24 protein-coding genes and 1 riboswitch are annotated in these 25,318 nt (G+C 71.0%); of the genes, 12 read left to right on the top strand and 12 right to left on the bottom strand.

Going from position 1 to position 25,318, the window contains the following annotated elements; translation table 11 throughout:
- Window positions 1-44: 44 nt before the first annotated feature.
- Genes OHT77_RS04915 through OHT77_RS04905 form a run of 3 tightly spaced genes read right to left on the bottom strand, consistent with a single transcriptional unit; the run spans window position 45 to window position 2,532 of the window.
- A complete protein-coding gene (locus tag OHT77_RS04915; protein WP_328826730.1) occupies window positions 45-638 on the bottom strand; it encodes a hydrolase in 594 nt (197 codons plus the stop codon).
- A 38-nt stretch (window positions 639-676) separates the two neighbouring features.
- Window positions 677-2,074, bottom strand: a complete 1,398-nt coding sequence (locus tag OHT77_RS04910; protein WP_328826729.1) for an MFS transporter — start codon at window positions 2,072-2,074, stop codon at window positions 677-679.
- Window positions 2,071-2,532 carry a MarR family winged helix-turn-helix transcriptional regulator gene (locus tag OHT77_RS04905; protein WP_328826728.1) on the bottom strand — a complete coding sequence of 154 codons (462 nt, stop codon included), beginning with the start codon at window positions 2,530-2,532 and terminating at the stop codon, window positions 2,071-2,073. The genes OHT77_RS04910 and OHT77_RS04905 overlap by 4 nt, the downstream gene beginning before the upstream one ends.
- Before the next feature lie 121 nt (window positions 2,533-2,653).
- Here OHT77_RS04905 and OHT77_RS04900 point away from each other — a divergent pair, with 121 nt between their 5' ends.
- Complete coding sequence (locus OHT77_RS04900) at window positions 2,654-3,157, top strand: metallophosphoesterase family protein (protein WP_328826727.1); 504 nt, start codon at window positions 2,654-2,656, stop codon at window positions 3,155-3,157.
- 149 nt (window positions 3,158-3,306) lie between these two features.
- On the opposite strand, the gene OHT77_RS04895 is transcribed toward OHT77_RS04900, so the two are convergent.
- The gene (locus OHT77_RS04895; RefSeq protein WP_328826726.1) at window positions 3,307-4,413 is read right to left on the bottom strand and encodes an XdhC/CoxI family protein; all 1,107 of its coding nucleotides are present in this window, start codon (window positions 4,411-4,413) and stop codon (window positions 3,307-3,309) included.
- Window positions 4,414-4,661: 248 nt separating this feature from the next.
- Here OHT77_RS04895 and OHT77_RS04890 point away from each other — a divergent pair, with 248 nt between their 5' ends.
- The 3 genes from OHT77_RS04890 to OHT77_RS04880 all read left to right on the top strand — a co-directional run bounded on the left by OHT77_RS04890 (window position 4,662) and on the right by OHT77_RS04880 (window position 9,402).
- Entirely contained in the window at window positions 4,662-6,629 is a 1,968-nt protein-coding gene (locus OHT77_RS04890) for a translation factor GTPase family protein (RefSeq protein ID WP_328826725.1), read from the top strand.
- An 85-nt stretch (window positions 6,630-6,714) separates the two neighbouring features.
- Window positions 6,715-8,571, top strand: a complete 1,857-nt coding sequence (locus tag OHT77_RS04885) for a cellulase family glycosylhydrolase (RefSeq protein WP_328826724.1) — start codon at window positions 6,715-6,717, stop codon at window positions 8,569-8,571.
- A 177-nt stretch (window positions 8,572-8,748) separates the two neighbouring features.
- Complete coding sequence (locus OHT77_RS04880) at window positions 8,749-9,402, top strand: TetR/AcrR family transcriptional regulator (RefSeq protein WP_328826723.1); 654 nt, start codon at window positions 8,749-8,751, stop codon at window positions 9,400-9,402.
- Here OHT77_RS04880 and OHT77_RS04875 read toward each other — a convergent pair.
- Window positions 9,399-10,385, bottom strand: coding sequence for a helix-turn-helix transcriptional regulator (locus OHT77_RS04875; RefSeq protein WP_328826722.1), 987 nt, complete (start codon window positions 10,383-10,385; stop codon window positions 9,399-9,401). The genes OHT77_RS04880 and OHT77_RS04875 overlap by 4 nt on opposite strands.
- Before the next feature lie 101 nt (window positions 10,386-10,486).
- On the opposite strand from OHT77_RS04875, the gene OHT77_RS04870 reads away from it, so the two are divergent.
- Complete coding sequence (locus tag OHT77_RS04870; RefSeq protein ID WP_328826721.1) at window positions 10,487-10,885, top strand: VOC family protein; 399 nt, start codon at window positions 10,487-10,489, stop codon at window positions 10,883-10,885.
- Here OHT77_RS04870 and OHT77_RS04865 read toward each other — a convergent pair.
- The gene (locus OHT77_RS04865) at window positions 10,882-12,108 is read right to left on the bottom strand and encodes a glycosyltransferase (RefSeq protein WP_328834159.1); all 1,227 of its coding nucleotides are present in this window, start codon (window positions 12,106-12,108) and stop codon (window positions 10,882-10,884) included. The genes OHT77_RS04870 and OHT77_RS04865 overlap by 4 nt on opposite strands.
- Before the next feature lie 178 nt (window positions 12,109-12,286).
- On the opposite strand from OHT77_RS04865, the gene OHT77_RS04860 reads away from it, so the two are divergent.
- Window positions 12,287-14,245: an RICIN domain-containing protein gene (locus tag OHT77_RS04860; RefSeq protein WP_328826720.1), complete on the top strand. Its 1,959-nt coding sequence runs from the start codon at window positions 12,287-12,289 to the stop codon at window positions 14,243-14,245.
- Between the two features lie 65 nt (window positions 14,246-14,310).
- On the opposite strand, the gene OHT77_RS04855 is transcribed toward OHT77_RS04860, so the two are convergent.
- Together OHT77_RS04855 and ctaD are read right to left on the bottom strand one after the other, a co-directional pair.
- Complete coding sequence (locus OHT77_RS04855) at window positions 14,311-14,652, bottom strand: hypothetical protein (RefSeq protein WP_443048199.1); 342 nt, start codon at window positions 14,650-14,652, stop codon at window positions 14,311-14,313.
- A 5-nt stretch (window positions 14,653-14,657) separates the two neighbouring features.
- Window positions 14,658-16,274, bottom strand: coding sequence for an aa3-type cytochrome oxidase subunit I (gene ctaD, locus OHT77_RS04850; protein ID WP_328826718.1), 1,617 nt, complete (start codon window positions 16,272-16,274; stop codon window positions 14,658-14,660).
- A 105-nt stretch (window positions 16,275-16,379) separates the two neighbouring features.
- Here ctaD and OHT77_RS04845 point away from each other — a divergent pair, with 105 nt between their 5' ends.
- Window positions 16,380-16,901 carry an RNA polymerase sigma factor gene (locus OHT77_RS04845; RefSeq protein ID WP_328826717.1) on the top strand — a complete coding sequence of 174 codons (522 nt, stop codon included), beginning with the start codon at window positions 16,380-16,382 and terminating at the stop codon, window positions 16,899-16,901.
- Between the two features lie 132 nt (window positions 16,902-17,033).
- Window positions 17,034-17,933: a CU044_5270 family protein gene (locus tag OHT77_RS04840; RefSeq protein WP_328826716.1), complete on the top strand. Its 900-nt coding sequence runs from the start codon at window positions 17,034-17,036 to the stop codon at window positions 17,931-17,933.
- Here OHT77_RS04840 and OHT77_RS04835 read toward each other — a convergent pair whose 3' ends face one another.
- A complete protein-coding gene (locus OHT77_RS04835; RefSeq protein WP_328826715.1) occupies window positions 17,934-18,782 on the bottom strand; it encodes a bifunctional 5,10-methylenetetrahydrofolate dehydrogenase/5,10-methenyltetrahydrofolate cyclohydrolase in 849 nt (282 codons plus the stop codon).
- 21 nt (window positions 18,783-18,803) lie between these two features.
- Window positions 18,804-18,888, bottom strand: a riboswitch (ZMP/ZTP riboswitch).
- Window positions 18,889-19,166: 278 nt separating this feature from the next.
- Window positions 19,167-19,532 (bottom strand): nuclear transport factor 2 family protein, encoded by a 366-nt coding sequence (locus OHT77_RS04830; protein WP_266778027.1) that lies wholly within the window; start codon window positions 19,530-19,532, stop codon window positions 19,167-19,169.
- 170 nt (window positions 19,533-19,702) lie between these two features.
- Here OHT77_RS04830 and OHT77_RS04825 point away from each other — a divergent pair, with 170 nt between their 5' ends.
- Window positions 19,703-19,999 (top strand): hypothetical protein, encoded by a 297-nt coding sequence (locus OHT77_RS04825; protein ID WP_266778029.1) that lies wholly within the window; start codon window positions 19,703-19,705, stop codon window positions 19,997-19,999.
- A gap of 78 nt (window positions 20,000-20,077) precedes the next feature.
- Here OHT77_RS04825 and OHT77_RS04820 read toward each other — a convergent pair whose 3' ends face one another.
- Window positions 20,078-21,832, bottom strand: coding sequence for an ABC transporter ATP-binding protein (locus tag OHT77_RS04820; RefSeq protein ID WP_328826714.1), 1,755 nt, complete (start codon window positions 21,830-21,832; stop codon window positions 20,078-20,080).
- Window positions 21,833-22,012: 180 nt separating this feature from the next.
- Between OHT77_RS04820 and OHT77_RS04815 the strand changes: the two genes are divergently transcribed.
- The 3 genes from OHT77_RS04815 to OHT77_RS04805 all read left to right on the top strand — a co-directional run bounded on the left by OHT77_RS04815 (window position 22,013) and on the right by OHT77_RS04805 (window position 24,731).
- Window positions 22,013-23,101: an S-(hydroxymethyl)mycothiol dehydrogenase gene (locus tag OHT77_RS04815; protein WP_328826713.1), complete on the top strand. Its 1,089-nt coding sequence runs from the start codon at window positions 22,013-22,015 to the stop codon at window positions 23,099-23,101.
- Window positions 23,101-23,730 (top strand): MBL fold metallo-hydrolase, encoded by a 630-nt coding sequence (locus OHT77_RS04810; RefSeq protein WP_266778035.1) that lies wholly within the window; start codon window positions 23,101-23,103, stop codon window positions 23,728-23,730. Before OHT77_RS04815 ends, OHT77_RS04810 begins: the two co-directional genes overlap by 1 nt.
- 86 nt (window positions 23,731-23,816) lie before the next feature.
- Complete coding sequence (locus tag OHT77_RS04805; RefSeq protein ID WP_328826712.1) at window positions 23,817-24,731, top strand: SDR family oxidoreductase; 915 nt, start codon at window positions 23,817-23,819, stop codon at window positions 24,729-24,731.
- 9 nt (window positions 24,732-24,740) lie between these two features.
- Here OHT77_RS04805 and OHT77_RS04800 read toward each other — a convergent pair whose 3' ends face one another.
- Window positions 24,741-25,268, bottom strand: coding sequence for a hypothetical protein (locus OHT77_RS04800; protein ID WP_328826711.1), 528 nt, complete (start codon window positions 25,266-25,268; stop codon window positions 24,741-24,743).
- Window positions 25,269-25,318: the final 50 nt, after the last annotated feature.

The following is a 25,318-nucleotide window of genomic DNA, read 5'->3' as shown; positions in this document are numbered from 1 at the left end:
ATTGGGCTGGTGTTGGGCAACGGTTTACCCGGCGTAGGCGGAAGTCAGCTCTCGCCGTGGGTCTTGGCCAGAAGTTCCAGGACCTCGGCGGAGGTGCCCGTCTCGCCCAGCCGCGGGAAGATCCGCTCGATGCTGTGGGTGTGCGCGACCGCGTCCAGGTCGCTCATCGCGTCCGTGGCGAGGGTCACGTGGTAGCCGTGCTCGTGGGCAGCGCGGGCGGTCGACTCGACGCCGATGCTGGTGGCGATGCCGGTCAGCACGATCTGCGTGACGCCGCGACGGCGCAGCTGCACGTCGAGGTCGGTGCCGTGGAAGGCGCCCCAGTTCCGCTTGGTGATCCGGATGTCGGCGGGGTGCCCGGCCAGGTCGTCCACGATGACGTCCCAGCCCTCGGGACGGGTCCCGCCGCCGGCGCGCTGCTGCTCGGTACGGCCGGGCACGGCGTCCGCGCCGTCCTCGGCGAAGGAGACCCGCACCAGGACCACCGGAAGGCCGGCGGCCCGGAAGGCGTCGGCGAGTTCGACGGTACGGGCGACGACCTCGGGACCGCTGTACGGCTGGGTCGGGGCGCCGACGATGCCGCCCTGGAGGTCGATCACGACGAGGGCGGTACGCGGGTCGAGCGTGGTGAGTGCCATGGGAGGAGCCTTTCAGGAGATACGGGGGATTTCGTGGGTCAGGCGGCGTGCGGGGTGAGGGTCCGCAGCGAACGGTCGGGCAGCGTGATCACGAGGAGCAGCGCCGACCCGACGGCCATGAACAGGGCCAGGCCGTGCAGCCCCGGGGTGTCGGCGCGGTGCGGGAAGAAGGCCGCGGTGGCCGCCGACGCGGCCAGTGCGCCGAGGTACATGAAGGTGCGCAGCAGCCCGGCGGCGGACGCGATGCGCGCGGGCTCGGCCTGCCGGTACAGCGCGTTCTGCGCGGCCAGCCCGAGCAGGCCCTGCGGTACGCCCAGCACCGCGCCGACGGCCAGCAGCAGCCAGACCGGGCTGCCGGAGTTCACCAGCAGCAGCGAGGCACAGCCCACGACCTGCACGGCACCGCCGACGAGCAGCTTGGCGCGGACCGCCTCACGGCGCCCGGTGAGGGAGGAGATGCCGAGCGCGGTGGCCGACAGCGGCAGCAGGATGAGCCCGGCGGTGGAGGCGCTCAGCCCGCGCCCCTCCTCCAGCCACTGCGTGTAGCCGTAGAGGAAGGCGTACGACGTCGTGTACGCGAGGAACTGGCGGATGTACGTGGTCACCAGGGGGAGGTTGCCGCCGAGGACGCGCAGGTCCACGAAGGGTTCCGGGACGCGCAGTTCGCGTCGCGCGAAGGCGACGGCCGCGACGGCGGAGAGGGCCGGGAGCCACCACTCGGAGAGCTTCGGGGCGGTCAGGAACATCATCAGCGAGACCAGCATGACCGCGAACAGGAGCATGCCGGGCGGGTCCACGTCGCGCCGGGATTCCGCCGTGTCCTTGCTCAGCCTCGGGAGCCGCAGCGAGCCGAGGACCAGGCAGGCCAGGGACAGCGGCACGTTGACCGTGAAGATGGCGCGCCAGCCGCCGACGCCGATGAGGAAGCCGCCGAGCGTCGGTCCGATCACCGACACCGTCTGCGCGGACACGGCCAGCGCGGTCAGAACACCGGCGGGGCTGTCCTTACCGGTGCGCTCGGCCTCGCTGCGGGTCAGCTGCATCGCGGCCGGATACGCGGCCGAGGTGCCGAACCCGAGCAGCACCCGGGCGGCGATCAGCACGCCGAGCGACGGCGCGAGGGCGCCCATCACACCCGCGACGCCGACCAGGGCCGTACCGATGAGATAGAGCCGACGCGGCCCGTACATGTCGACGAGCCGCCCGATGACCGGCTGCCCCACGGCGGTGGCGAGATACAGCGCCGAGACCAGCCACACCGTCTCCGAGGGCGGGGCCCCGAAGGCGACGCCGATCGGCACGAGGGCCACGGCGATCATCGAGGAGTTGATCGGGTTCAGCACGGAACCGAGGACCATCGGCGCGATGAGCCGCCGGTCGAAGCCGCTCGGCGCGGGGCGCGCGGCCCGGGGTTCCTGGGTGAGCTTCGGTATCACTGCTCCGACAGCCGTTCCATCAGCCCCAGCGCCTTGATGATGGTCTGCCGCTCCTGCTCCGTGTACCGGTCCTCGAAGGCGCGGGCCAGCCACTCGGAGCGCACCTGCATGTTGTCCTCGATGCGTGCGCGGCCGGCCTCGGTGAGGGTCACGAGGTGCCTGCGGCCGTCGTCGGGGTCGGGGCTGCGGCGGATGAGGCCGTGCTGGTCGAGGGCGGCGAGCGTGGCGGCCATCGACTGCGGCCTGACCCCCTCGGCGGACGCCAGCGCGCTGGCCGTCGCCGCGCCGTGCTTGCCGACCAGGGTGAGCGCCGACTCCTGCGATGGGGTGAGGTCCTCGTCGGTCGCCACCTCCCGGATCCTGCGGCGCAGCCGACTGAGCACCACCCGGAGATCGCGGGCGGACCGCGCCGCCGAGTCGGAGACGCCGGCCGGCGTCTCGAGGGGTTCGTGTGCCATGCCTCCACCGTAGAACTGGCCAGGGGAAACTGTCCAGCCGCAACTGAACAGTCTGGCCTGTAGATCTCGTACGGCCCCGCGCGCCCCTCCGGAACGACGTCCGCGCCCCTACCCTGGGACCGTGCGCCTGCTGCTCATGTCCGACACCCACCTCCCCAAGCGCGCGAAGGAACTCCCCGCGCAGCTCCTCGCCGAACTCCCGCGCGCCGACGTCGTGTTCCACGCCGGCGACTGGGTCGACACCGCGACCCTCGACCTGCTGGAGAGCCGCAGCCGGCGCCTTGTCGGGGTGTACGGCAACAACGACGGCCCCGCCCTGCGCGCCCGGCTCCCCGAGGTGGCGTACGCCGAACTCGGCGGCCTGCGCTTCGGCGCCGTCCACGAGACGGGCTCCGCCCAGGGCCGTGAGGCGCGTTGCGCGGCGCGCCATCCCGACCTGGACGTGCTGGTCTTCGGGCACAGCCACATCCCCTGGGACACGACGGCTGCGGGCGGGCTGCGCCTGCTGAACCCGGGGTCCCCGACGGACCGGCGTCGGCAGCCGTACTGCACGTACATGACGGCGACGGTGGACGGGGGAGCGCTGACGGACGTCGTACTGCACCGGTTGCCGCCGAGAAGCTGACCGGGGTCGTGGGTGCGGCTCCGGGTGGGCGGGACGAGGGAGACCTGGCGGCAGCCGGCACGCAGGCATGCTGGGCGTCCTCCTCCGGGGCACCGGCTGCGGCCTGCTCACCCCTGAGGTCGTCGCCGCGGCCCTCGGCACCGCACGCGTTAGCGCCCCACGCCCCGGTGGATCGCCCCCGCCGCCTCCGTCAACGGCACCCCCGTCCCGCCCCACCGCAGCGCGACGATCTCGGCAGCCACCGACACGGCCACCTCCTCGGGCGTACGGGCACCGAGGTCCAGCCCGACCGGTGACCGCAGGCGGGCCAACTCGCCCTCGTCCAGGCCGGATTCGAGCAGGCGCCGCATACGGTCGTCGTGCGTACGGCGGCTGCCCATCGCCCCGATGTACGCGGCGGGCCGACGCAGCGCCTCCTCCAGCAGCGGTACGTCGAACTTCGGATCGTGGGTCAGGACGCAGATCACCGTGCGCTCGTCGGTGTCCGTGCCGTGCAGATAGCGGTGCGGCCAGTCCACGACCACCTCCACCCCCGCCGGGAACCGCTTCGGCGTGGCGAACACCGGCCGGGCGTCGCACACGGTGACCCGGTACCCGAGGAAGTCACCGATGCGGGCGACCGCCGCCGCGTAGTCGATCGCGCCGAACACCAGCATCCGGGGCGGCGGAGCGAAGGAGTGCAGAAACACGGCGACGGAGTCCTCACGCCGCTCACCGCGCGGGCCGTAGTGCCGCAACCCCGTTGCCCCGAGGGCGAGTTCACCCCGGGCGTCGGCTGTCACCGCGATGTCCAGGCCGGTCGAACCGAGAGTTCCGCATACTTTGTCCGGCCAGACCGCGAGGGAGGCCCCCCGAACCGCAGGCCCATCGACGACCGTCGCCACCGTCACCGGTTCACCCGCCGCAACCGACCTGGCCACCGCCCCGAACCAGGGGTCGACCTCGGGAGTCACGGGCCGTACCAGCACGGTGATCTCGCCGCCGCAGGTGAGTCCGACCGCGAAGGCGTCCGCGTCGCTGTACCCGAATGTCTCCAACCGGGCCTCGCCGCTCGCCACGACCTCCCGCGCCAGCTCGAAGACCGCTCCCTCCACACAGCCGCCCGAGACGCTGCCCACGACCTCGTCGCCCGGCCCCACCGCCATCGCCGCCCCGGGATCACGCGGTGCGCTGCGGCTGACCGCGACCACCGTGGCCAGGCCGAACGGGGCGTGCGCGGCGTACCAGCCGCTCAGTACCGGGAGAAGGTCACGCATGCTCGGCTCCTGTCACCGCCGCCCATCGCCGGACGCCGCAAGCCTCGCATCCGGGCCCTGGCCTGCGCCGGAGCGCCACGCGCCGACCTCCCGGGCCCCCGGACGGGCGTAAATCCGTTGCCGCTGCCCGGCCGGTCCTGCTGGACTACCGAAGACCAGTCGACGACGACCGAGGAGTCCTGAGATGCGCGCACCGCTCATGTCCACCCAGAAAGGAACGCCCCCCTCACCAAAGGACATGACACCAGGTGCACTTGCTCAACCTCGGGATCCTCGCGCACGTGGACGCAGGTAAGACCAGCCTCACCGAGCGCCTGCTGCACTCGGCCGGCGTGATCGACGAGATCGGCAGCGTCGACGCGGGGAGCACCCGTACCGACACCCTCGCGCTGGAGCGCCGGCGCGGCATCACCATCAAGTCGGCCGTCGTCTCCTTCCCGGTGGACGACGTGACCGTCAACCTCATCGACACCCCCGGCCACCCGGACTTCATCGCCGAGGTGGAGCGCGTCCTCGGCGTGCTCGACGGCGTCGTCCTGGTCGTCTCGGCGGTCGAGGGCGTCCAGCCGCAGACCCGCGTCCTGATGCGCACCCTCCAGCGCCTCCGCATCCCCACCCTCCTCTTCGTCAACAAGATCGACCGACGAGGGGCGCGCTACGACGACCTCCTCGCCGAGATCTCCGAGAGGCTCAGGGCCGCCGTCGTGCCCATGGGCTCGGTCGACGGCCTCGGGACACGCGACGCGCGGTTCGTCCCGGCTCCCGATCCCCGCGCCCCGGCCGTCCTCGCCGAGCACGACGACGAACTGCTCACCGCGTACGTCGAGAACACCGTGTCCCCCGACCTCCTCCGCGCGGCCCTCGTCGCCCAGACCCGCCAAGTCCTCGTGCACCCCGTCTACTTCGGCTCCGCCATCACCGGCGCCGGCGTCGACGCACTGATCACCGGCATCAGGGAACTCCTCCCCATCGCCGAGGGCGACCCCCAAGGCCCGCTCTCCGGCACGGTGTTCAAGGTCGAGCGCGGACTCGCGGGGGAGAAGATCGCCTACGCGCGGATGTTCTCCGGCACCCTCCGCACCCGCGACCGGATCACCTTCGGCGGCTCCGGCGAGGAGGGCAAGGTCACCGCGATCAGCGTCTTCGACCACGGCACGGACACCGAGAGCGACGCGGTCCCGGCGGGCCGGATCGGCAGGCTGCGCGGTCTGGGAGACATCAGGATCGGCGACTCGATCGGCGTACCGCAGAAGGAGGTCGGGCATGTCTTCGCGCCGCCGACGCTCGAAACCGTCGTCGTTCCGGGCCCTGACGCCGACCGTCGCGCCCTGCACCTCGCGCTCACCCAGCTCGCCGAGCAGGACCCACTGATCGGCCTGCGCCACGACGAGGTGCGCGGGGAGACCGCCGTGTCCCTCTACGGCGAGGTCCAGAAGGAGGTCGTCCAGGCCACGCTGGCCGACGAGTTCGGGGTGCACGTCACCTTCCGTGAGACGACCCCGCTGTGCATCGAGCGACCCGTCGGTGAGGGCTCGGCGGTCGAGTTCAACAAGAAGGACGCGAACCCCTTCCTCGCCACCGTCGGCCTGCGTGTCGCACCCGGCCCGGTCGGCTCGGGCGTCCGCTTCGAGCTGGAGGTGGAGCTGGGCGCGATGCCGTACGCCTTCTTCAAGGCGGTCGAGGACACCGTGCGCGAGACGCTCGGGCAGGGACTGCACGGCTGGCGGGTGACCGACTGCGTGGTCACGATGACGCACTCCGGTTACTCGGCCCGGCAGAGCCATGCCCACCAGGGTTTCGACAAGAGCATGTCGAGCACCGGCGCCGACTTCCGCGGCCTGACCCCGCTGGTCCTCGTCGAGGCGCTGCGGCGCGCGGGGAGCCAGGTGTACGAGCCGCTGCACCGGTTCCGTGCCGAGGCCCCGGCCGACACCCTGGCCGCCCTGCTGCCGGTGCTGGCCGCGGTGCGCGCCGTACCGCAGACCACCGAGACGCACGGGTCCGTCTGTGTGCTGGAGGGCGAGGTGCCCGCGGCTCATGTGCACGGGCTGGAGCGGCAGTTGCCGGGGCTGACGCGTGGGGAGGGTGAGTGGGAGAGCGCCTTCGACCACTACGCCCCCGTCGCGCACGGCACAGTGCCGGAGCGGGCGCGCACGGATCACAACCCGCTGAACCGGAAGGAGTACCTGTTGCATGTGACGCGTCGGGTCTCCTGATGTGTCAACAGGGCTGGTGGCGCGCGTACTTACCCGTGAGTCAGAAGTGTTGACAGTGTCCGGAATTCCCCGGACTGTAGTGGACATGACGAATGTCCGGGCACGCTTGATCGTGATCCTGGTTGTCCTCTGCGGATTCCTGTCGGTGGCGGGCGCGGGCCCCGCCTCCGCCGCCACCCCCACCGACTCCCTCTGGTTCGACGGCTCACCCCTGACCGTGCAGAACGGCAGCTTCGTCGACGGCTACGGCCGCCAGGTCGTGCTGCGCGGCTACAACGTCTCCGGTGAGACCAAACTGGAGGAGAACAGCGGTCTCCCCTTCGCGTCGGTCGCCGACGCGAAGAAGTCCGCCACCGCGCTGCGCGCCCTCGGCGGCGGCAACTCGGTCCGCTTCCTGCTGTCCTGGGCCCACGCCGAACCCGTACGCGGCCAGGTCGACACCGCCTACCTGGCCGCGGCGACCGCGCAGATGCAGGCGTTCCTCGACGCCGGGATCCGCGTCTACCCCGACTTCCACCAGGACCTCTACTCCCGCTACCTGTTCAACAGCGGCAGCTGGTACACCGGCGACGGCGCCCCCAAGTGGGCCGTGGCGCTGGGGAGTTACCCCCAGGAATCCTGCGGGATCTGCCTCTTCTGGGGTCAGAACATCACCCAGAACTCGGCCGTGACCAAGGCGCAGTACGACTTCTGGCACAACAACTACGGCGTCCAGGACGCCTTCCTCGTCACCGCGCAGTCGACGATGGCGTACATCCAACAGCACCTGACCACCGACGAGTTCGCGGGTGTCGTCGGCTTCGACCCGTACAACGAGCCCTTCGCGGGCACCTACGACTCCGGTCAGACCAGCCGCACCTGGGAGCAGACCCTGCTCTGGCCGTTCTACGTGAAGTTCCGGGCCCGGATGGACGCGGCCGGCTGGAGCGCCAAGCCCGCGCTCGTCGAGCCGAACCTGTTCTGGAACTCCAACATCTCCACCCAGGTGCAGGAGGGCGGACTCCTCGACGCGGGTACGCTCGGATCGCGGTACGTCTTCAACACCCACTTCTACGACCAGAAGGCCATCTCCGGCATCCTGATGTGGGGCAACGCGGCCGACGGGCAGTACTCGACCGACTTCGGGAAGGTCCGTGACCGGGCCGCCGCGGCCGGTACCGCCGCCGTCGTCAGCGAGTTCGGGCACCCGCTCTCCGGTACGGTCGCGGGCAAGGCGCCCACCGTCCTCAAGGCGATGTACCAGGCCCTCGACTCCCGCCTCTCCGGGGCGAGTTGGTGGTCCAACCCGGCGACCTCCGGCCCGGTCCTCTCCGGCACGCAGTGGCAGTGGGACATCTACAACGGCCGCCACGACGAGCTGATGAACGACAACCCCGACAAGGTGCTCACCTCCGGCGACGCCTGGAACGACGAGGACCTCTCGGCGGTCGACATGACCGCCTCCGGCACGGTGACACTCCGTCAGGACGCCCGGCTGCTCGACCGGATCTACCCGAGCGCGACCGCCGGCACCACCGTCGCCTTCACCTACGAGGACCGCTCCCGCGACGGCTCCACGACCCTCACCTGGAACCCGGTCCCCAGCTCGCTCCCGAACACGTCCTCGCTGGTCGGCTCCGGCCAGTACGGCCTGCTGATGTGGCGCTCCAACAGCTCCACCGCGCCGACCGAACTCCACCTCCCGGCGTCCTTCCCGGCCGCGTCCACCACCGTCGTCTCCGACCTGGGAGCGATCTCGGGCGTCCCGGCGTACACCTCGTCGACCCCCATCGGCTACGCCGACGAACCGGGCGGTACAGGCAGTCACCGCCTGCTGCTCTCCGCCACCGGCTCGGGAACCCTGCACTACGCCCTGATCACCAACGGCGCGACGAGCCCCTCCTCGACGCTCCTCAACGCGGCCAGGTCCGAACTGACCGCATGGGCGGCAGCGCACAGCTGAGCACCGCAGGGGCGCCGGTCCTCCCGCAGACCGGCGCCCTTTCGCATTCATGTGAAGACATACGAACAAACACAAATTCGGAGTGAATTTGCTGAGAAGTGAGGAAGGAGTGCTCTTTTCCGCAAGACCACGGACACGACAAGATTGGCCGGTGGGCAACGAGACAGGGGTGTGACAGTGGCGGGCAGGCTCAAGGCGCCGACCGGTCGTTACGGCGGCAAGTCCGCCGAGGAGCGGCAGGCCGAGCGGCGCGGACGCTTCCTGGACGCCGCGCTCCAGCTGTTCGGCGACACCCCCGGCTACCGCGCCACGACCGTCGCCGCGCTCAGCGAGGCCGCGGGCCTGTCCACCCGGCAGTTCTACGAGGAGTTCCGCAGCCTGGAGGACGTCCTCGCCGCCCTCCACCTTCTGGTCAACGACTGGGCCGAGGAAGCCGTCCGCACCGCGCTCACCGCCGCCGAGGGCCTCCCGCTCGCCGAGCGCTCCACCGCGATCTTCCAGGCCTACGCGGCCAACGTCACCGCCGACCCGCGCCGCATCCGCATCACCTTCGTGGAGATCATCGGCGTCAGCCCCCGGCTCGAGGAACAGCGGCTGGCCCGCCGCGCCCGCTGGATCAATCTCATCTGCGGCGAGGCGAGGGCCGCCGCCCGGCGCGGCGAAGCGGCCCGCCGCGACTACCGCATCGCGGCGACGGCCTTCATCGGCAGCGTCAACGGTCTCCTCCACGACTGGAGCGCGGGCTGGGTCGACGCCACGCTCGACGAGGTCGTCGAGGAACTCGTCCGGCAACTCCTCGGCATCATGCAACCGCCGGGCTGGAACGGCTAGTTCGGGACATCGTCGGCCGCCGCGTACGCGTCCAGACGGCGGGCCAGCGCCCGTACGAGATCCCGCAGCGCGGCCGGGCGCTCGACGACGAACGGCCGGTCCACGGCGGCGAGCACGGCCGGGATCCACTCCAGCCGCTCGGCCCGGATCCGGACGTGGACCCAGTCGTCGTCCGCCGCGTCGGCGGGCGGGGACAGGGTGGCGATCCCGGGCGGGAGATGCGCGCGGATGTGCGGGACACCGCCGCGGATCCGCACCGCCACATCGTGCGTCCACGGCGTGCTCGCGAGACTGTCCAGCACCGTGGCCGCCGGTTCGAAATCCGCCGGTACGTCGAACGAACCCGATTCCACGCGCAGGCCCGTGATCCGGTCGAGCCGGAACGTGCGCACTTCCCCGTCGGCGGGGTTCGCACCGGTCAGATACCACCGCCCCGCATGCGCCACGAGGCCGTAGGGCAGGACCGTGCGGTCGCTCGCCCGGCCCTTCCGGTCGGTGTAGCCGATGGCGACCGGCCGCCGGTGGAGCGCGGCCTCGGCCAGTTCGAGGAGCACCTGCGTCTCCGGGGCGGTGGCGGTACGGGAGCGTGCGGTGAAGTCGGCCGTGTCCAGCAGCGCGTCCAGCCGTCGGCGCAGGGCGGCGGGCAGTACCCGCAGCAGTTTCGCCGTGGCGCTCTCGCCCGCTGCCATGGACGTGGTGACGAGCCCCGCCCGACGGCCGGCCAGCAGCCCCAGTACGACGGCCAGCGCCTCCTCGTCCGTCAGCATCAGCGGGGGCATCCGATAGCCGGGAGCGAGCCGGTAGCCGCCGTAGCGACCGCGCACGGAGTCGACCGGCACGCCCAGTTCCAGCAGATGGCCGACGTAGCGGCGGACCGTGCGTTCGTCGACGCCCAGCCGGGCGGCCAGGTCGGGGACGGTACGGAGGCCGCCGCCCTGGAGGATCTCCAGCAGGGCGAGCACGCGCGCGGTGGAAGTGGTCACCCCGAAAGTCTGTCTCGGATACCGGGCGGAAGCTGTCCGGTATCGGTCCTAGCGTGGGAGACGTCCCTTCACGCAGCACCGCAGCCGACAGGAAGACCCTCATGAACTTCGTCTCGATCCGTGTCATCACCGACGACGTCGCCCGCCTCGTCGCCTTCTACGAACAGGTCACCGGCGTCACGGCCGCCTGGTCGACCCCCGACTTCGCCGAACTCACCACGCCCGCCTGCACGTTGGCGATCGCGAGCACGCGTACGGTCGCGCTGTTCGGCACCGGCTCCGCGCGCCCCGCCGCCAACCACTCGGTGATCACCGAGTTCCGCGTGGCCGACGTCGACGCCGAGTACGACCGCCTGGCACCCCTCGACTGCGAGTTCGTCCAGAAGCCGACGACGATGCCCTGGGGCAACCGTTCGCTCCTCTTCCGGGACCCCGACGGCAACCTGATCAACTTCTTCACCCCGGTCACGCCCGAGGCGCTGCGGCGGCAGGAGCGCTAGGCGTACGCGTCGAGCGCGGCGAGCACGGGCGCGACTCCGTCCTCGGCGCGCACCCGGGCGCCGAGAGCCGCGGCACGCTCTGCGTGGGCAGGCTCCCGGACGGCCCGTACGAGCGCGGCCGACAGGGACTCGGCGGTCAGTCCGCGCAGCGGTACGGCGCGGGGCGCCACGCCCAGGGCAACCAGGCGCGCCGCCCAGAAGCCCTCGTCGAACTGGATCGGCACCGGCACGGCGGGCACCCCCGCACGCAGCCCGGCAGCGGTCGTGCCCGCGCCGCAGTGGTGGACCACGGCCGCCATCAGGGGGAACAGCGCCGCGTGCGGGACCTCGCCGACGGTCAGGACGTCGTCGCCGATCGCTTCGAGGCCGCCCCAGCCGCGCTGGATCACCCCGCGCAGCCCGGCCAGCCGCAGCGCCCGCACGATCTCGCCGCTCAGCCGCTCCGGATCGGGCACGGTGGCACTGCCGAGCCCCACGAAGACCGGGGGCGGACCGGCGTCGATGAAGTCCCTCAGCTCTGACGGGAGTTGGGCTTCGCCGTCGTACGGCCACCAGTAGCCCGCCACCGTCAGCCCGGGGCGCCAGTCGGCCGGGCGGGGCACGATCAGCGGGCTGAAGCCGTGGTGGACGGGCCAGTTGCGGCGTTCCCGGGTGCGCAGGGCCGCGCCGGGGCGGGTGCGGGGAAGGCCCAGGCGGGTCCTCAACTCCGGTACGGCGGCGGCGAAGACGTGTTCCACCGTGCGGTTCACCCCGCGCCCGGCGACCCGGTTGCCGACCGCGCCCCAGGAGCCGCCGCCGAGCACCGGCGGGGCGAACTCCCGTGTGGGGGCGATGGGTTGGAGGTAGACACCCATGCTCGGCAGCGACAGCCCCTCGGCGATGGCGTGCCCCAGCGGCCCCAACGAGCTGGACAGCAACAGCACTTCGCTCGACCGGGCCGCCGTCAGCAGGTCGTCGGTCATCCGTCCGACCAGTGCCCGCGCCATCCCGACGACCCGCAGCAGCTTGCCCGCACCCGAGGCGCTGCGGTGCAGCCCGCGTCCCCGCGAGGACTCCAACTCGGCCCGGGGATCCACCGGAAGGGGATGGAAGCCGACGCCGGACCCCGCCACGAGGGGCGCGAAGGCCGCATGGGTGACGAGAGTGACCTCGTGGCCCGCGCGGACCAGGGCATGCCCGAGTCCGGTGTAGGGGGCCACATCGCCCCGGGATCCCGCCGTCATGATCGCTACGCGCACGCCGGTCAGTATCCCGTCCGGTGGACGACGAGTGGGGGACGCCAAGTGCCCCTCGTGTCACAGCCGTTGACTTAGTTCTCCGGTGGCTCTACTTTCAGCGCGCCGTCTGGTTCGATAACCCGATCCTTGTTCGAGATCTCGAAAATATCGGCAAAGGAGCCGTATGTTTCGCACCCTCGTCCTGCGCGCCCTGGCGATGGCCGCAGCAGCGCTCACCGTGCTTCTCATCGCCGGACCCGCGCCTGTGGACCCCCTCCGGGCGGCCCCGGTCGCCTCGACGACCCGTCAGATCGCCGTGCCCACCGCCCCGATGGGCTGGGCCTCCTGGAACAGCTTTGCCGCGAAGATCGACTACACCGTCATCAAGCAGCAGGTCGACGCGTTCGTCGCCTCGGGCCTCCCGGCGGCCGGCTACAAGTACATCAACATCGACGAGGGCTGGTGGCAGGGCACCCGCGACAGCGCGGGCAACATCACCGTCGACACCAGCGAGTGGCCCGGCGGGATGAGCGCCATCGCCGCCTACATCCACAGCAAGGGTCTCAAGGCCGGCATCTACACCGACGCGGGCGCGAACGGCTGCGGCTACTACTACCCGACGGGCCGCCCCGCCGCCGCGAACACCGGCAGCGAGGGCCACTACGACCAGGACATGCTGCAGTTCTCGCAGTGGGGCTTCGACTTCGTGAAGGTCGACTGGTGCGGCGGCGACGCCGAGGGCCTCGACGCGGCGACCGCGTACAAGGCGATCAGCGCCTCGGTCACCAAGGCCACCGCCACCACGGGCCGCGCGCTGACCCTCTCGATCTGCAACTGGGGCGACCAGAACCCCTGGAACTGGGCCCCCGGCCTCGCCCCCATGTACCGGACGAGCACGGACATCATCTACTACGGCAACTCGCCGTCGACGACGAACATGCTCTCCAACTTCGACCAGGCCCTGCACCCGGCCGCCCAGCACACCGGCTCCTACAACGACCCCGACATGCTGATGGTCGGCATGCCCGGCCTCACCGCCGCCCAGAACCGCACCCACATGGCGCTCTGGGCGATCTCCGGCGCCCCCCTCCTCGCAGGCAACGACCTCACGACCCTCACCACCGAGACCACCGGCATCCTCACCGACCCCGAGGTGATCGCGGTCGACCAGGACCCGCGCGGCCTCCAGGGCGTCAAGGTCGCCGAGGACACGACCGGACTCCAGGTGTACGGCAAGGTCCTCTCCGGCCTCGGCAACCGCGCGGTCACCCTCCTCAACCGCACCTCCGCCGCCCAGAACATCACCGTCCGCTGGTCGGACCTCGGCCTGACCACCGCGTCCGCCACCGTCCGCGACCTGTGGTCGCGCACCAACATCGGTTCCTACGGTACGAGTTACACGGCGAGCGTCCCGGCCGGCGGCTCCGTGTTCCTGAAGATCAGCGGCGGCACCGAGGCGCCGAGCACCACCTACACCGCCACCTCCGCCGGCAAGTACACCGGCGTCAGCGCGGCGAGCACCGGCCTGAACGTCGTCGACGTCACCTACACCAACACCGGCTCCACGGCCGTCACCGGCACCCTCTCCGTCAACGGCCAGACCGCCACCACGGTCTCCTTCCCGCCGACCGGCTCCAGCGCGGGCACGATCTCGGTAGAGGCCGACCTGTCCAAAGGGTCGGCCAACTCCCTCACCCTGAGCGGCAGTTCACTCCCGACCCTGGGCACCGTCAACGTCCAGCCGATCCCGGGCACGAACGGCTCCCTGGTCGTCGGCAAACAGTCCGGCCGCTGCGCCGACGTCTACAACAACACCATCACCAACGGCACCCAGGCCGAGATCTGGGACTGCAACGGCGGCCAGAACCAGGCCTGGACGTACACCTCCCGCAAGGAACTCGTGGTCTACGGCACCAAGTGCCTGGACGCCTACAACAACGGCACCACCAACGGCACGAAGGTCGTCATCTGGGACTGCAACGGCCAGAACAACCAGAAGTGGACCGCCAACTCCGACGGCACCCTCACCAACGTCAACTCCGGCCTCTGCCTGGACGCGTCCGGCGCCGCCACGGCCAACGGCACCCAGCTGATCCTGTGGACCTGCGGCACGGCGGACAACCAGAAGTGGACGCTGACCTAGCCGCACCGGCCGGCTGAGCGGCCCATCGTCCCGCCGGTCGTCAGGACCGGCGGGACACGCGCCCCTTAGGTGAGCGCGAAGGCGACCAGCCCCGTCGCCGCGAGCAGGGCACACGCCAACAGGCAGTACGCGACGGCACGTTGCCGCAGTCGCCGGTACGTCTCCTCGTACTCGTCGCGCAGTTGACGGCCCCGCTCGGCCGTCCGCTGCCACGAAAGCCTGGTGAGAGCCAGGCACTCCGCCTCGAACTCCCGCTCCACCTCGGCCCGTTGCCCCTCGGTGAGCCAGTCGAGCCGTGCCGTGAACCGGGCGGCGGCGGTACGGCCTTCCGCGTGGGCGGCGGCGATCAGCAGATGGCCCTCGATGTCGTTGAGGAAGGCCCCGGTGTCGACGGGGTGCTCGTCCATCGCGGTCACCGGGACGTCAACTCCCGTTCCAGGGCCGGGATGTCGGCGTGGTGGAGGTCGAAGGCGGGGGACTCGCTGCGGATGCGGGGGAGCGTGACGAAGTTGTGGCGCGGTGGCGGGCACGAGGTCGCCCACTCCAGTGAGCGGCCGTAGCCCCAGGGGTCGTCGGACTCGACCTTCTTGCCGTACTTGGCCGTCTTCCAGACGTTGTAGAGGAACGGCAGGATCGACAGACCGAGCAGGAACGAGAAGATCGTCGACACCGTGTTGAGCGTCGTGAGTCCCTCCACCGCCAGATAGTCGGGGATCCGGCGCTGCATCCCGTTCACGCCCAGCCAGTGCTGGACCAGGAACGTGCCGTGGAAGCCGATGAACAGCGTCCAGAAGGTGAGCTTGCCCAGACGCTCGTCGAGCATCTTGCCCGTCATCTTCGGCCACCAGAAGTGGAAGCCGGAGAACATCGCGAACACGACCGTGCCGAACACGACGTAGTGGAAGTGGGCGACGACGAAGTACGAGTCGGAGGTCGAGAAGTCGATGGGAGGGGCGGCGAGCATGACGCCGGTCAGGCCGCCGAACACGAAGGTGATCAGGAAGCCGGTGGCCCAGAGCATCGGGGTCTCGAAGGACAGGGAGCCCTTCCACATGGTGCCGATCCAGTTGAAGAACTTCACACCGGTCGGCACGGCGATGAGGAACGTCATGAAGGAGAAGAACGGGAGGAGGACTCCGCCGGTGACGTACATGTGGTGGGCCCACACCGTCACCGAGAGACCGGCGATCGAGATCGTGGCCGCGACCAGACCCATGTAGCCGAACATCGGCTTGCGGGAGAAGACCGGGATGACCTCGGAGATGATGCCGAAGAACGGCAGCGCGATGATGTACACCTCGGGATGCCCGAAGAACCAGAACAAGTGTTGCCACAGCAACGCACCGCCGTTGGCAGCGTCGAAGACATGCGCGCCGAATTTCCGATCCGCCTCCAGCGCGAAGAGCGCGGCGGCGAGGACGGGGAAGGCCAGCAGGACCAGGACCGCGGTCAGCAGCACGTTCCACACGAAGATCGGCATGCGGAACATCGTCATGCCCGGTGCGCGCATGCAGATGATCGTGGTGATGAAGTTGACCGCACCGAGGATCGTGCCGAAGCCGGAGAAGGCCAGACCCATGATCCACATGTCGGCGCCGACACCGGGTGAGCGGACCGCGTCCGACAGCGGGGAGTAGGCGAACCAGCCGAAGTCCGCGGCGCCCTGCGGGGTCAGGAAGCCGCCCACCGCGATGGTCGAGCCGAACAGGTAGAGCCAGTAGGCGAACATGTTCAGCCGGGGGAAGGCGACGTCCGGGGCGCCGATCTGCAGCGGCATGATCCAGTTGGCGAAGCCCGCGAACAGGGGCGTCGCGAACATCAGCAGCATGATCGTGCCGTGCATCGTGAACGCCTGGTTGAACTGCTCGTTGGACATGATCTGCAGGCCGGGTCTGGCGAGTTCGGCGCGCATCAGCAACGCCATGACGCCGCCGATCAGGAAGAACCCGAACGCCGTGACCAGGTACAGCGTGCCGATCGTCTTGTGGTCCGTGGTCGTCAGCCACTTGATGCTCTTGAGGTCTCTCACGACCCGCCTGTGTCCGCGCCCGGCCCGCGCGTCACACTTGACGGACGCGAGGAGAATCACGGAATCGGGTGTGACGATCGCCCCGGTGCCGGACATGAACGGGACATGAGCAACGACGAGAACTTCGCCGCTGCCTATCGCGAGCACTACTGGGCGGTCAGCCGCTATGTTGCGCGGCGACTGGACGGGCGGAGCGGCGAGGTCGAGGAAGTGGTGGCGGAGGTCTTCACCGTCGCCTGGCGCCGCCGTGCGGATCTGCCGGCGGTTCCGCTGCCCTGGCTGTACGGGGTGGCCCGCAACTGCCTGGCCAACGCGGTGCGGGGGTACGGGCGGCGGCGTCGGCTCGTCCACCGGCTGGGCAATGACGAGGCCGCGCACGGGCGACAGGTCGAGGTGGGTCCCGAGGCGGATGCGCCCGGGGGATGGGTGCACGAGGCGTTGGCGCGGCTGTCGTCTGCCGATCAGGAGGTGTTGCGGCTCACGGCGTGGGAGGAGCTGGGGGTGGAGGAGGTCGCCGTGGTTCTCGGGTGTGGTGTGCGGGCTGCGGCGATGCGGTTGCATCGGGCTCGGCGGAGGTTGAGGGCGGAGATCGATCGGCTTGCGGTGCTGGGAGGGGCCGGGTGCTGAGTATGTATTCTGCGGCGCCGTCGTGGCTGGTCGCGCCCACGCGGCGGAGCCGCAAATTGATGCCGCCCGCGCCCCTTTGGGGCGCCCCAGTTGAGGCGCGTTTCGTGTACCGACCCTCTAAGGACCGTCGCCATGGCTGATGAACTTGAACTCCTGCGTGGCGCCAACCCGGTCACTGCCGACGGGCCTCTCTACGGCGACGGGCCGCTCGACCATCACGCGGAGCGTGGGCTCAACAGGCTGCTGCACGAACGGCGTTCACGGCGGCGCCGGTTGCAGTGGAGCCTTGTGGCCACCGCTGCCGTTGCCGCGACCGTGCTCACACTGGTGCTGGGTGGGCCGAGCAGTGCCCCGGCAGTGGCGGCCCCCCGCCCCCTGGTGGTGCAGGCGCACTCCACCCCCGTATCCCTGAAGCAGCTCGCGGCACTCGCGGTGGCCGTCGCGGTCGACGGAACTCCCGCTCTGCGCAGGGGAACCCATGTGCAGTCGTGGAGTCTCGGGATGTCCGACGACAAGCCGCCGGTGACCGTTCCCGAGGAACGCATCGTGCGGTGGAACGCGGACGACAGTCACACGGAGCGGCTCGTCGAGCACGGGCGTGTGCTCAAGGAGACGACGTTTCCGCCGAGTTGGAGCGATGTCCCGCCCGATGCCCGGCCGCCGCACGACGTGGCCGGGCTGCGGGCGTATCTCCAGGAGACGGCGTACAGCAAGACGCCGTTGACCACCCCCGAACTCCTCAGTGCCGTGGGGGAGTTGCTGGACCACTGGACGCTCGGGGCGCGTGAGTCGGCCGCGTTGGCGCGGCTGCTCGCGGGGGCCGACGGGCTGCGGCCGGTGGGCGAGGTGACCGACCGGCTCGGGCGGAGCGGGCAGGCGTATGTGTACCAGCGGTCGGGCAGCCGGCTGATGCTGATCATGGACCCGGCCACCGGCGCCGTCCTCGGTATGGAGAACACCTTCACGAAGGACCAGCCCGAGTACGGCGTCAAGGCCGGGGACGTCATGGAGTACAGCGCGTGGACGCGCTGATCACACCCCGAGCTGCCGGGCCGCGGCGGTCACCGTCTGCTCCAGCAGCGTGGCGATCGTCATCGGGCCGACACCGCCCGGCACCGGGGTGATCAGCGAGGCGCGCTCCGCGGCGGAGTCGAAGTCGACGTCGCCGACGTTGCCCGCGTTGTAACCGGCGTCGATCACGACCGCGCCGGGCTTGATGTCCTCGCCGCGGATCAGCCGGGGGCGGCCCACGGCGGCGACCACGATGTCGGCCTCGCGGACCACGTCGGACAGGTCCCGGGTGCGCGAGTGGCAGTAGGTGACGGTCGCGTCGCGGGCCAGGAGCAGCATGCCGGCCGGCTTGCCGAGGATCGCGCTGCGGCCCACGACCACGGCCCGCTTGCCGGACGGGTCGACGCCGTACTCGTCGAGCAGCCGCATGATGCCGCCGGGCGTGCAGGACACGAAGCCCGGCAGCCCGAAGCTCATCGTCGCGAACGACGCGAAGGTGACGCCGTCCACGTCCTTCTCCGCCGCGATCGCCTCGAACGCGGCCCGCTCGTCGATGTGTTCACCCATCGGGTGCTGGAGCAGGATGCCGTGCACGGCAGGGTCGGAGGAGAGTCCGTCGAGGGTGGCGACCAGTTCGGCGGTGGTCGTGGCGGCGGGCAGTTCCACGTGCCGGGACTCGATGCCGGCCTTGCGGCTGCGGTTCTGCTTCATCCGGACGTACGTGACGGAGGCCGGGTCCGCGCCGACCAGGACCGTCGCGAGACAGGGCGCCGTACCGGTGCGCTCCGTGATGTCGGCGGCCTGCTTCGCGGTGTCTTCGACGATGCGCCGGGCGAGCGCGGTGCCGTCCATGAGCCGTGCCTGGGACATGATCCACTCCTGAGCTGGTTGACCAATCGCCCAGGCGCACGGCATCGACTCCGCGTGGGCCGCTCCACGGTGGTGCTCCACCTCAGCGCCAGTCACGACCCACGAACAGCCTAACCGACAGTTTTACGACAGCCTCGGCCGGTCACCGACGGTCCTGGTCCGCTCATCGATGGCGGAAACCCCGTGTCCGAGCGGCGGGCGGTGCCGGGAGCGAGCGGGAGCGTGCCGCCCGGAGCGCCGAACCCAGCAGGGCGGCGGACGCGCGCAGGCCCGCTGCCGTGACCGGGGTCCGCCGTCGGGCGGCAGAAGCGCGCGCGGGTGCCGTGGTCGCCGAGAAGGTCCAGGTCACACGGGTGCTGATCCGGACCCTCGGCACCATCCGCGCTATCCGTCCCATGCCTGGATCATCGTCTGCCGGGTGATCTTGCCGTCGCGCAGCAGCAGCATCGACTCGGCGAGGACTCGCGCCCCGTCCGGGTACTGACACGACTCGCTGTAGGCGGCCCGGTCCCCGTCCACGACGCACTCCTCCAGCTTGTGCGTCATGTCGCGGCTGTAGACGTCGGCGAGCATCGCGCCGATCTCGTCCCGGCCGTGCAAAACCTTGGGATGGCTGGGCTGGGCCTGGTGGTCGACGACGTGGATCTCGGCGTCGTCCGCGTACAGCGACAGCAGTGTCGCCGCAGTGTGGTCCTCGATGCCCCGGCGCAGTGCTTCGGTGTCGAAGCCGGGGCGTGCCGCGGTGCCCATGATGACCTCCTCAGAGGGCGCGGCCCGAACAGGGACGAGCCGCGAAGGGCCTCTCCTACGAGACTCCTCCGCCGCGCCGGGCTCGGCAAACCGGGGGGCGCGATCCGCCTCACGGGTGAGCGGCGGCCGGTACCCGTGACCGCGCGGGGACCGGCCGCGTTGCTGAGGGCATGATCTCAACACGACGTATTGCCGCCGCCGTTGGTCTCGCGGTCGGGGTCACCGGCCTCGTCGCGCCGATGGCGAACGCCGCCGACGCGCCCGCCTTCAAGGACGGCAAGGTCAGCCCGGTCGCCCTCCTGGACTCGCTCGCGGTGAGTGAGATCCCCGCCGAGCACCGCGCGGAGGTCCCGCGGGTCGCCGGCCAGCTGCAGGGCCTGAACCACCTGAACGACCTCCAGCAGCTCCACCAGGTCACCGACATGGCCGCGCCGGTCACGGGACTCCTCCCCAGCATCGAGCCGTGAGCCTGCGGTACTGATCCCGCGGAGCACGCGGACCTCGAGGGCCGTCCGGAAACGGGCGGCCCTCAGCCGTTCCCGGGATCAGCCCGTCGTCGCCAGGAACTGCGTCGCCGCCAGCTCCGCGTACAGCGGGTCGGCGGTCACCAGCTCCCGGTGCGTGCCCACCGCGCGGACCCGGCCCGCGTCCATGACCACGATCCGGTCGGCCATCGTCACCGTGGACAGCCGGTGCGCGACGACCAGGACCGTCGTCGTACGGGCCACATCGGCGACGGTGTCGCGCAGGGCCGCCTCGTTCACCGCGTCCAGCTGCGAGGTCGCCTCGTCGAGGAGCAGCAGCCGGGGCCGGCGCAGCAACGCCCGTGCGATGGCGACGCGTTGACGTTCGCCGCCCGAGAGCCGGGTGCCGCGGTGGCCGACCAGGGTGTCGGCACCCTTGGGGAGCCGGGCGACCAGGGCGTCGAGGCGGGTCGTGCGCAGGACGCGGGTGACGGCCTCGTCGTCCGCGTCCGGGTTGCCGAGCAGCAGGTTGTCGCGCAGGGAGCCCGACAGGACCGGGGCGTCCTGCTCCACATACCCGATGGCGGACCGGAGCCGGGGCAGGTCCCAGTCCGCGAGGTCCCGGCCGTCGAGGGTGATGGCGCCGGACTCGGGGTCGTAGAAGCGCTCGATGAGGGAGAACACGGTGGTCTTGCCCGCGCCGGACGGGCCGACGAACGCCGTCATGCCCTGGGCCGGTACGTCGAAGGTCACGCCGTGGTGGACGTAGGGCAGGTCGTCGGCGTAGCGGAAGCGGACGTCGTCGAAGGCGAGGGCGGCGGGTGCGGCGCCGGGGGAGGGCAACTCGGCGTGCGGGGACGGGGGTTCGGCAGGAAGCTGGAGCGCCTCCTGGATGCGGGAGAGGGCCGCGGCGCCCGTCTGGTACTGGGTGATCGCGCCGACGACCTGCTGGATCGGCTGCATCAGGTAGAAGACGTAGAGGAGGAAGGCGACCAGCGTGCCGATGTCGATCGCGCCCGTCGCCACCCGCGCCCCGCCCACCGCGAGCACGGTGATGAACGCGACCTGCATCGACAGCCCCGCCGTATTGCCCGCCGCAGCCGTCCACTTGGCGGCCCGCACGCTCTGCCGCCACGACTCCTCGGCCGCCGCGTGCAGCGTGCGCTCCTCGCGGTCCTCGGCGCCGGACGCCTTCACCGTGCGCAGCGCGCCCAGGATGCGTTCCAGCGAGGCGCCCATCACGCCGACCGCGTCCTGCGCCTGCCGGCTGGCCCGGTTGATGCGCGGCACGATCAGGCTGAGCACGGTGCCCGCACCCGCGATCACGGCCAGCGTGACACCCAGCAGCACGGGGTCGACCACGCCCATCATCACGACAGTTGCGACCAGCGTGAGGCCGCCGGTGCCGAGGCCGACCAGCGAGTCCGTGGTGACCTCGCGCAGCAGGGTGGTGTCCGAGGTGATGCGTGCCATCAGGTCGCCGGGCTCGCTGCGGTCCACGGCGGGGATCCGCAGCCGCAGCAGATACGACGACAGGGCGCGCCGCGCGCCGAGCACCACCGACTCGGCGGTGCGCCGCAGCACATACGAACCCAGCGCGCCCAGCGCCGCGTTGGCGACCACCAGCGCCGACATCGCGAGCAGCGCACCGGTGATGGCGCGGTCGTGCGACAGGTCGTCGATGAGACCCCGCGCCACGAGCGGCAGCAGCAGCGCGGCGCCTCCGGTGACCAGCGAGAGCAGCGCGCCCGCCAACAGGGCCCAGCGGTGCGGTCGTACGTAGTCGAGGAGCAGTCGCCAGGCCGGCGCTCCGCTCTGAGTCCCTGCGACGCTCACGGCACTCCTCGGGAGTCGGTCGGAGCATTCAGGCTACGTCGGCCACCGCCCGCGACGTCGACCGGTCCCGGGCCGTGCGGAGTCCGCCGGGCGGCGACGCCGGGCCCTCGGTCGTGCCCTTACCGATCAGTCACGCGTAGGGTCGGAGGGGTACAACGGCCGACGAAAGGGTTCAGGACCATGGCGCAGGAAGTACGCGGCGTGATCGCACCGGGCAAGGACGAACCGGTCCGGGTCGAGACGATCGTCGTACCCGATCCCGGACCCGGCGAGGCCGTGGTGAAGGTACAGGCCTGCGGGGTCTGTCATACCGACCTGCACTACAAGCAGGGCGGCATCAGCGACGACTTCCCCTTCCTGCTCGGCCACGAGGCCTCCGGAATCGTGGAGTCCGTCGGCGAGGGCGTCACCGACGTGGCCCCCGGCGACTTCGTGATCCTCAACTGGCGTGCCGTGTGCGGCAATTGCCGCGCCTGTCTGCGCGGTCGCCCCTGGTACTGCTTCAACACCCACAACGCCAAGCAGAAGATGACCCTCGCCTCGACCGGCCAGGAGCTCTCCCCGGCCCTGGGTATCGGCGCCTTCGCCGACAAGACCCTGGTCGCCGCCGGACAGTGCACCAAGGTCGACCCGGCCGTCTCCCCGGCCGTCGCGGGGCTGTTGGGCTGCGGGGTGATGGCCGGTATCGGCGCGGCCATCAACACCGGGAACGTCGGGCGCGGTGACACCGTCGCCGTCATCGGCTGCGGTGGCGTCGGTGACGCGGCGATCGCCGGGTCCCGGCTCGCGGGTGCGGCGCGGATCATCGCCGTGGACATCGACGACCGCAAGCTCGAGAAGGCCCGTTCCATGGGCGCCACGCACACCGTCAACTCGAAGACGAACGACCCCGTCGAGGCGATCCGCGAACTCACCGGCGGCTTCGGCGCCGACGTCGTCATCGAAGCGGTCGGCCACCCCGAGACGTACAAACAGGCCTTCTACGCCCGCGACTTGGCGGGCACGGTCGTCCTCGTCGGTGTGCCCACGCCGGAGATGAAGCTCGAACTCCCGCTCCTGGACGTCTTCGGACGCGGTGGCTCACTGAAGTCGTCGTGGTACGGCGACTGCCTGCCCTCGCGTGACTTCCCGATGCTGATCGACCTGCACCAGCAAGGGCGCCTGGACCTGGCCGCGTTCGTCACCGAGACGATCCAACTCGACGAGGTGGAGAAGGCGTTCGAGCGGATGCACGGCGGCGACGTGCTGCGTTCGGTGGTGGTGCTGTGATGGCCGCTCGCATCGAACACCTCGTCACCTCAGGTCAGTTCAGCCTCGACGGCGGCACCTGGGACGTCGACAACAACGTCTGGATCGTGGGCGACGACCACGAGGTCGTCGTCATCGACGCGGCCCATGACGCCGACGCCATCCTCGCGGCGATCGGCGACCGCAGGCTGACCGCCATCGTCTGCACCCACGCCCACAACGACCACATCGACGCGGCGCCCGAACTCGCCGACCGCACGGGCGCGACGATCTGGCTGCACCCGGACGACCTGCCGCTGTGGAAGCAGACCCACCCGGACCGCGACCCCGACGCCCATCTCGCCGACGGCCAGGTGATCGAGGCCGCGGGCGCCGACCTGAAGGTCCTGCACACGCCCGGTCACGCGCCCGGCGCGGTGTGCCTGTACGACCCCGGCCTCGGCACGGTCTTCACCGGCGACACCCTCTTCCACGGCGGCCCGGGCGCCACGGGACGGTCGTACTCCCACTTCCCGACGATCATCGACTCCATCCGCGACCGGCTGCTGACCCTGCCGCCGGAGACGAAGGTGCTCACCGGGCACGGGGACTCGACGACCGTCGGGGCCGAGGCAGGTCACCTGGAGGAGTGGATCGCGCGGGGTCACTGAGACACCGGCGAATACCCGACAGAAGATGTCCGGCTTCTCCTGCACGATCGGCATGACACAGGTCGAACGAGCACGGGAGGTCGGACATGCCGGGTCCACTGGAGGGCAAGGTCGCGCTGGTCGCGGGGGCGACACGCGGAGCGGGGCGCGGGATCGCCGTGGAACTGGGCGCGGCCGGCGCCACCGTCTACGTGAGCGGCCGCAGCACCCGCGCGCAGCGCTCCGAGTACGACCGGCCCGAGACTGTCGAGGACACCGCCGACCTCGTCACCGCGGCGGGCGGCCGGGGCATCGCCGTCCCCACCGACCACCTGGACCCCGCGGCCGTACGCGCCCTCGTCGACCGCGTCGACGACGAACAGGGCCGCCTCGACGTCCTCGTCAACGACATCTGGGGCGCCGAGCACCTCTTCGCCTGGGACGCCCCCGTCTGGGAACACGACCTCGACAAGGGGCTCCGCCTCCTCCGGCTGGCGGTGGAGACGCACGCGATCACCAGCCACCACGCGCTGCCCCTGCTGCTGCGCGGGCCCGGCGGCCTGGTCGTCGAGATGACCGACGGGACCGCCGAGTACAACCGCGACACCTACCGCGTCTCCTTCTTCTACGACGTCGCCAAGTCCTCCGTCCTGCGCATGGCCTTCGCCCTCGGCCACGAACTCGGCCCGCGCGGCGCCACCGCCGTCGCGCTCACCCCGGGCTGGATGCGCTCCGAGATCATGCTCGACCAGTTCGGCGTCCGCGAGGACAACTGGCGCGACGCCCTGACCGAGGTCCCGCACTTCGCCATCTCGGAGACCCCGCGCTACGTCGGCCGCGCCGTCACCGCCCTCGCCGCCGACCCCCGACTGGCCCGCTGGAACGGCCAGTCGCTCTCCAGCGGCGGACTCGCCGGGGTGTACGGCTTCACCGACCTCGACGGCAGCCGCCCGGACGCGTGGCGGTATCTGGTGGAGGTACAGGACGCGGGGAAACCGGCGGACGTGACCGGCTACCGGTGACGTGCGGGGTCAGATCCGGGTCACCGGCCAGCGCCCCGAGTGGCCCGGCGGCAGCGCCAGGTCGTCCCGCACGGCCGCGTAGTAGCCCTCGCGTCGGGCACGCTGACGCTCCATCAACTCCCGCCAGGCATCCGGGTCGCGGGTCTCCGCGCGCATGAACCGCTCCATCGCCATCACCGCGCCGACCCACGCCCGGGCCTTGTCGACCACCTCCGTGCTCCCCAGCAGGAGCAGCGCCTCACCGGGCGGATCCCGGTCCACGGTCGCCTCGGCCAGCAGCGGTTCCGCCTCGGCCGGGGACAGCGGGTGCGGATGCGGGTCGTTGCCGAAATGGGAGGCGACCCGGTACGTCAGGGTCACCGACTTCTTCAGCGACCGGGCGTACTCGGCGTACACCTCCAGCCGCCGCTCCTCCCAGCGGGCGTCCCGCTCACGGCGGAACCTCGCCTGGTCGCCCCGCACGATCGCGACGTACGAGCCGAGGGCACCGATCACCACACCGATCAGCGCCGGGAGTTGCTGGATGAACGTGTTCATGTCCGCACGGTATCTGCCGAGTTGATCGTTCCGGCAGTACGTTCGGGTGC

This window comes from Streptomyces sp. NBC_00252 (assembly GCF_036187565.1).
Taxonomy (GTDB): domain Bacteria; phylum Actinomycetota; class Actinomycetes; order Streptomycetales; family Streptomycetaceae; genus Streptomyces.
Note: the sequence above shows the minus strand (reverse complement) of the source record. Positions and strands in the feature narration are given on the sequence as shown.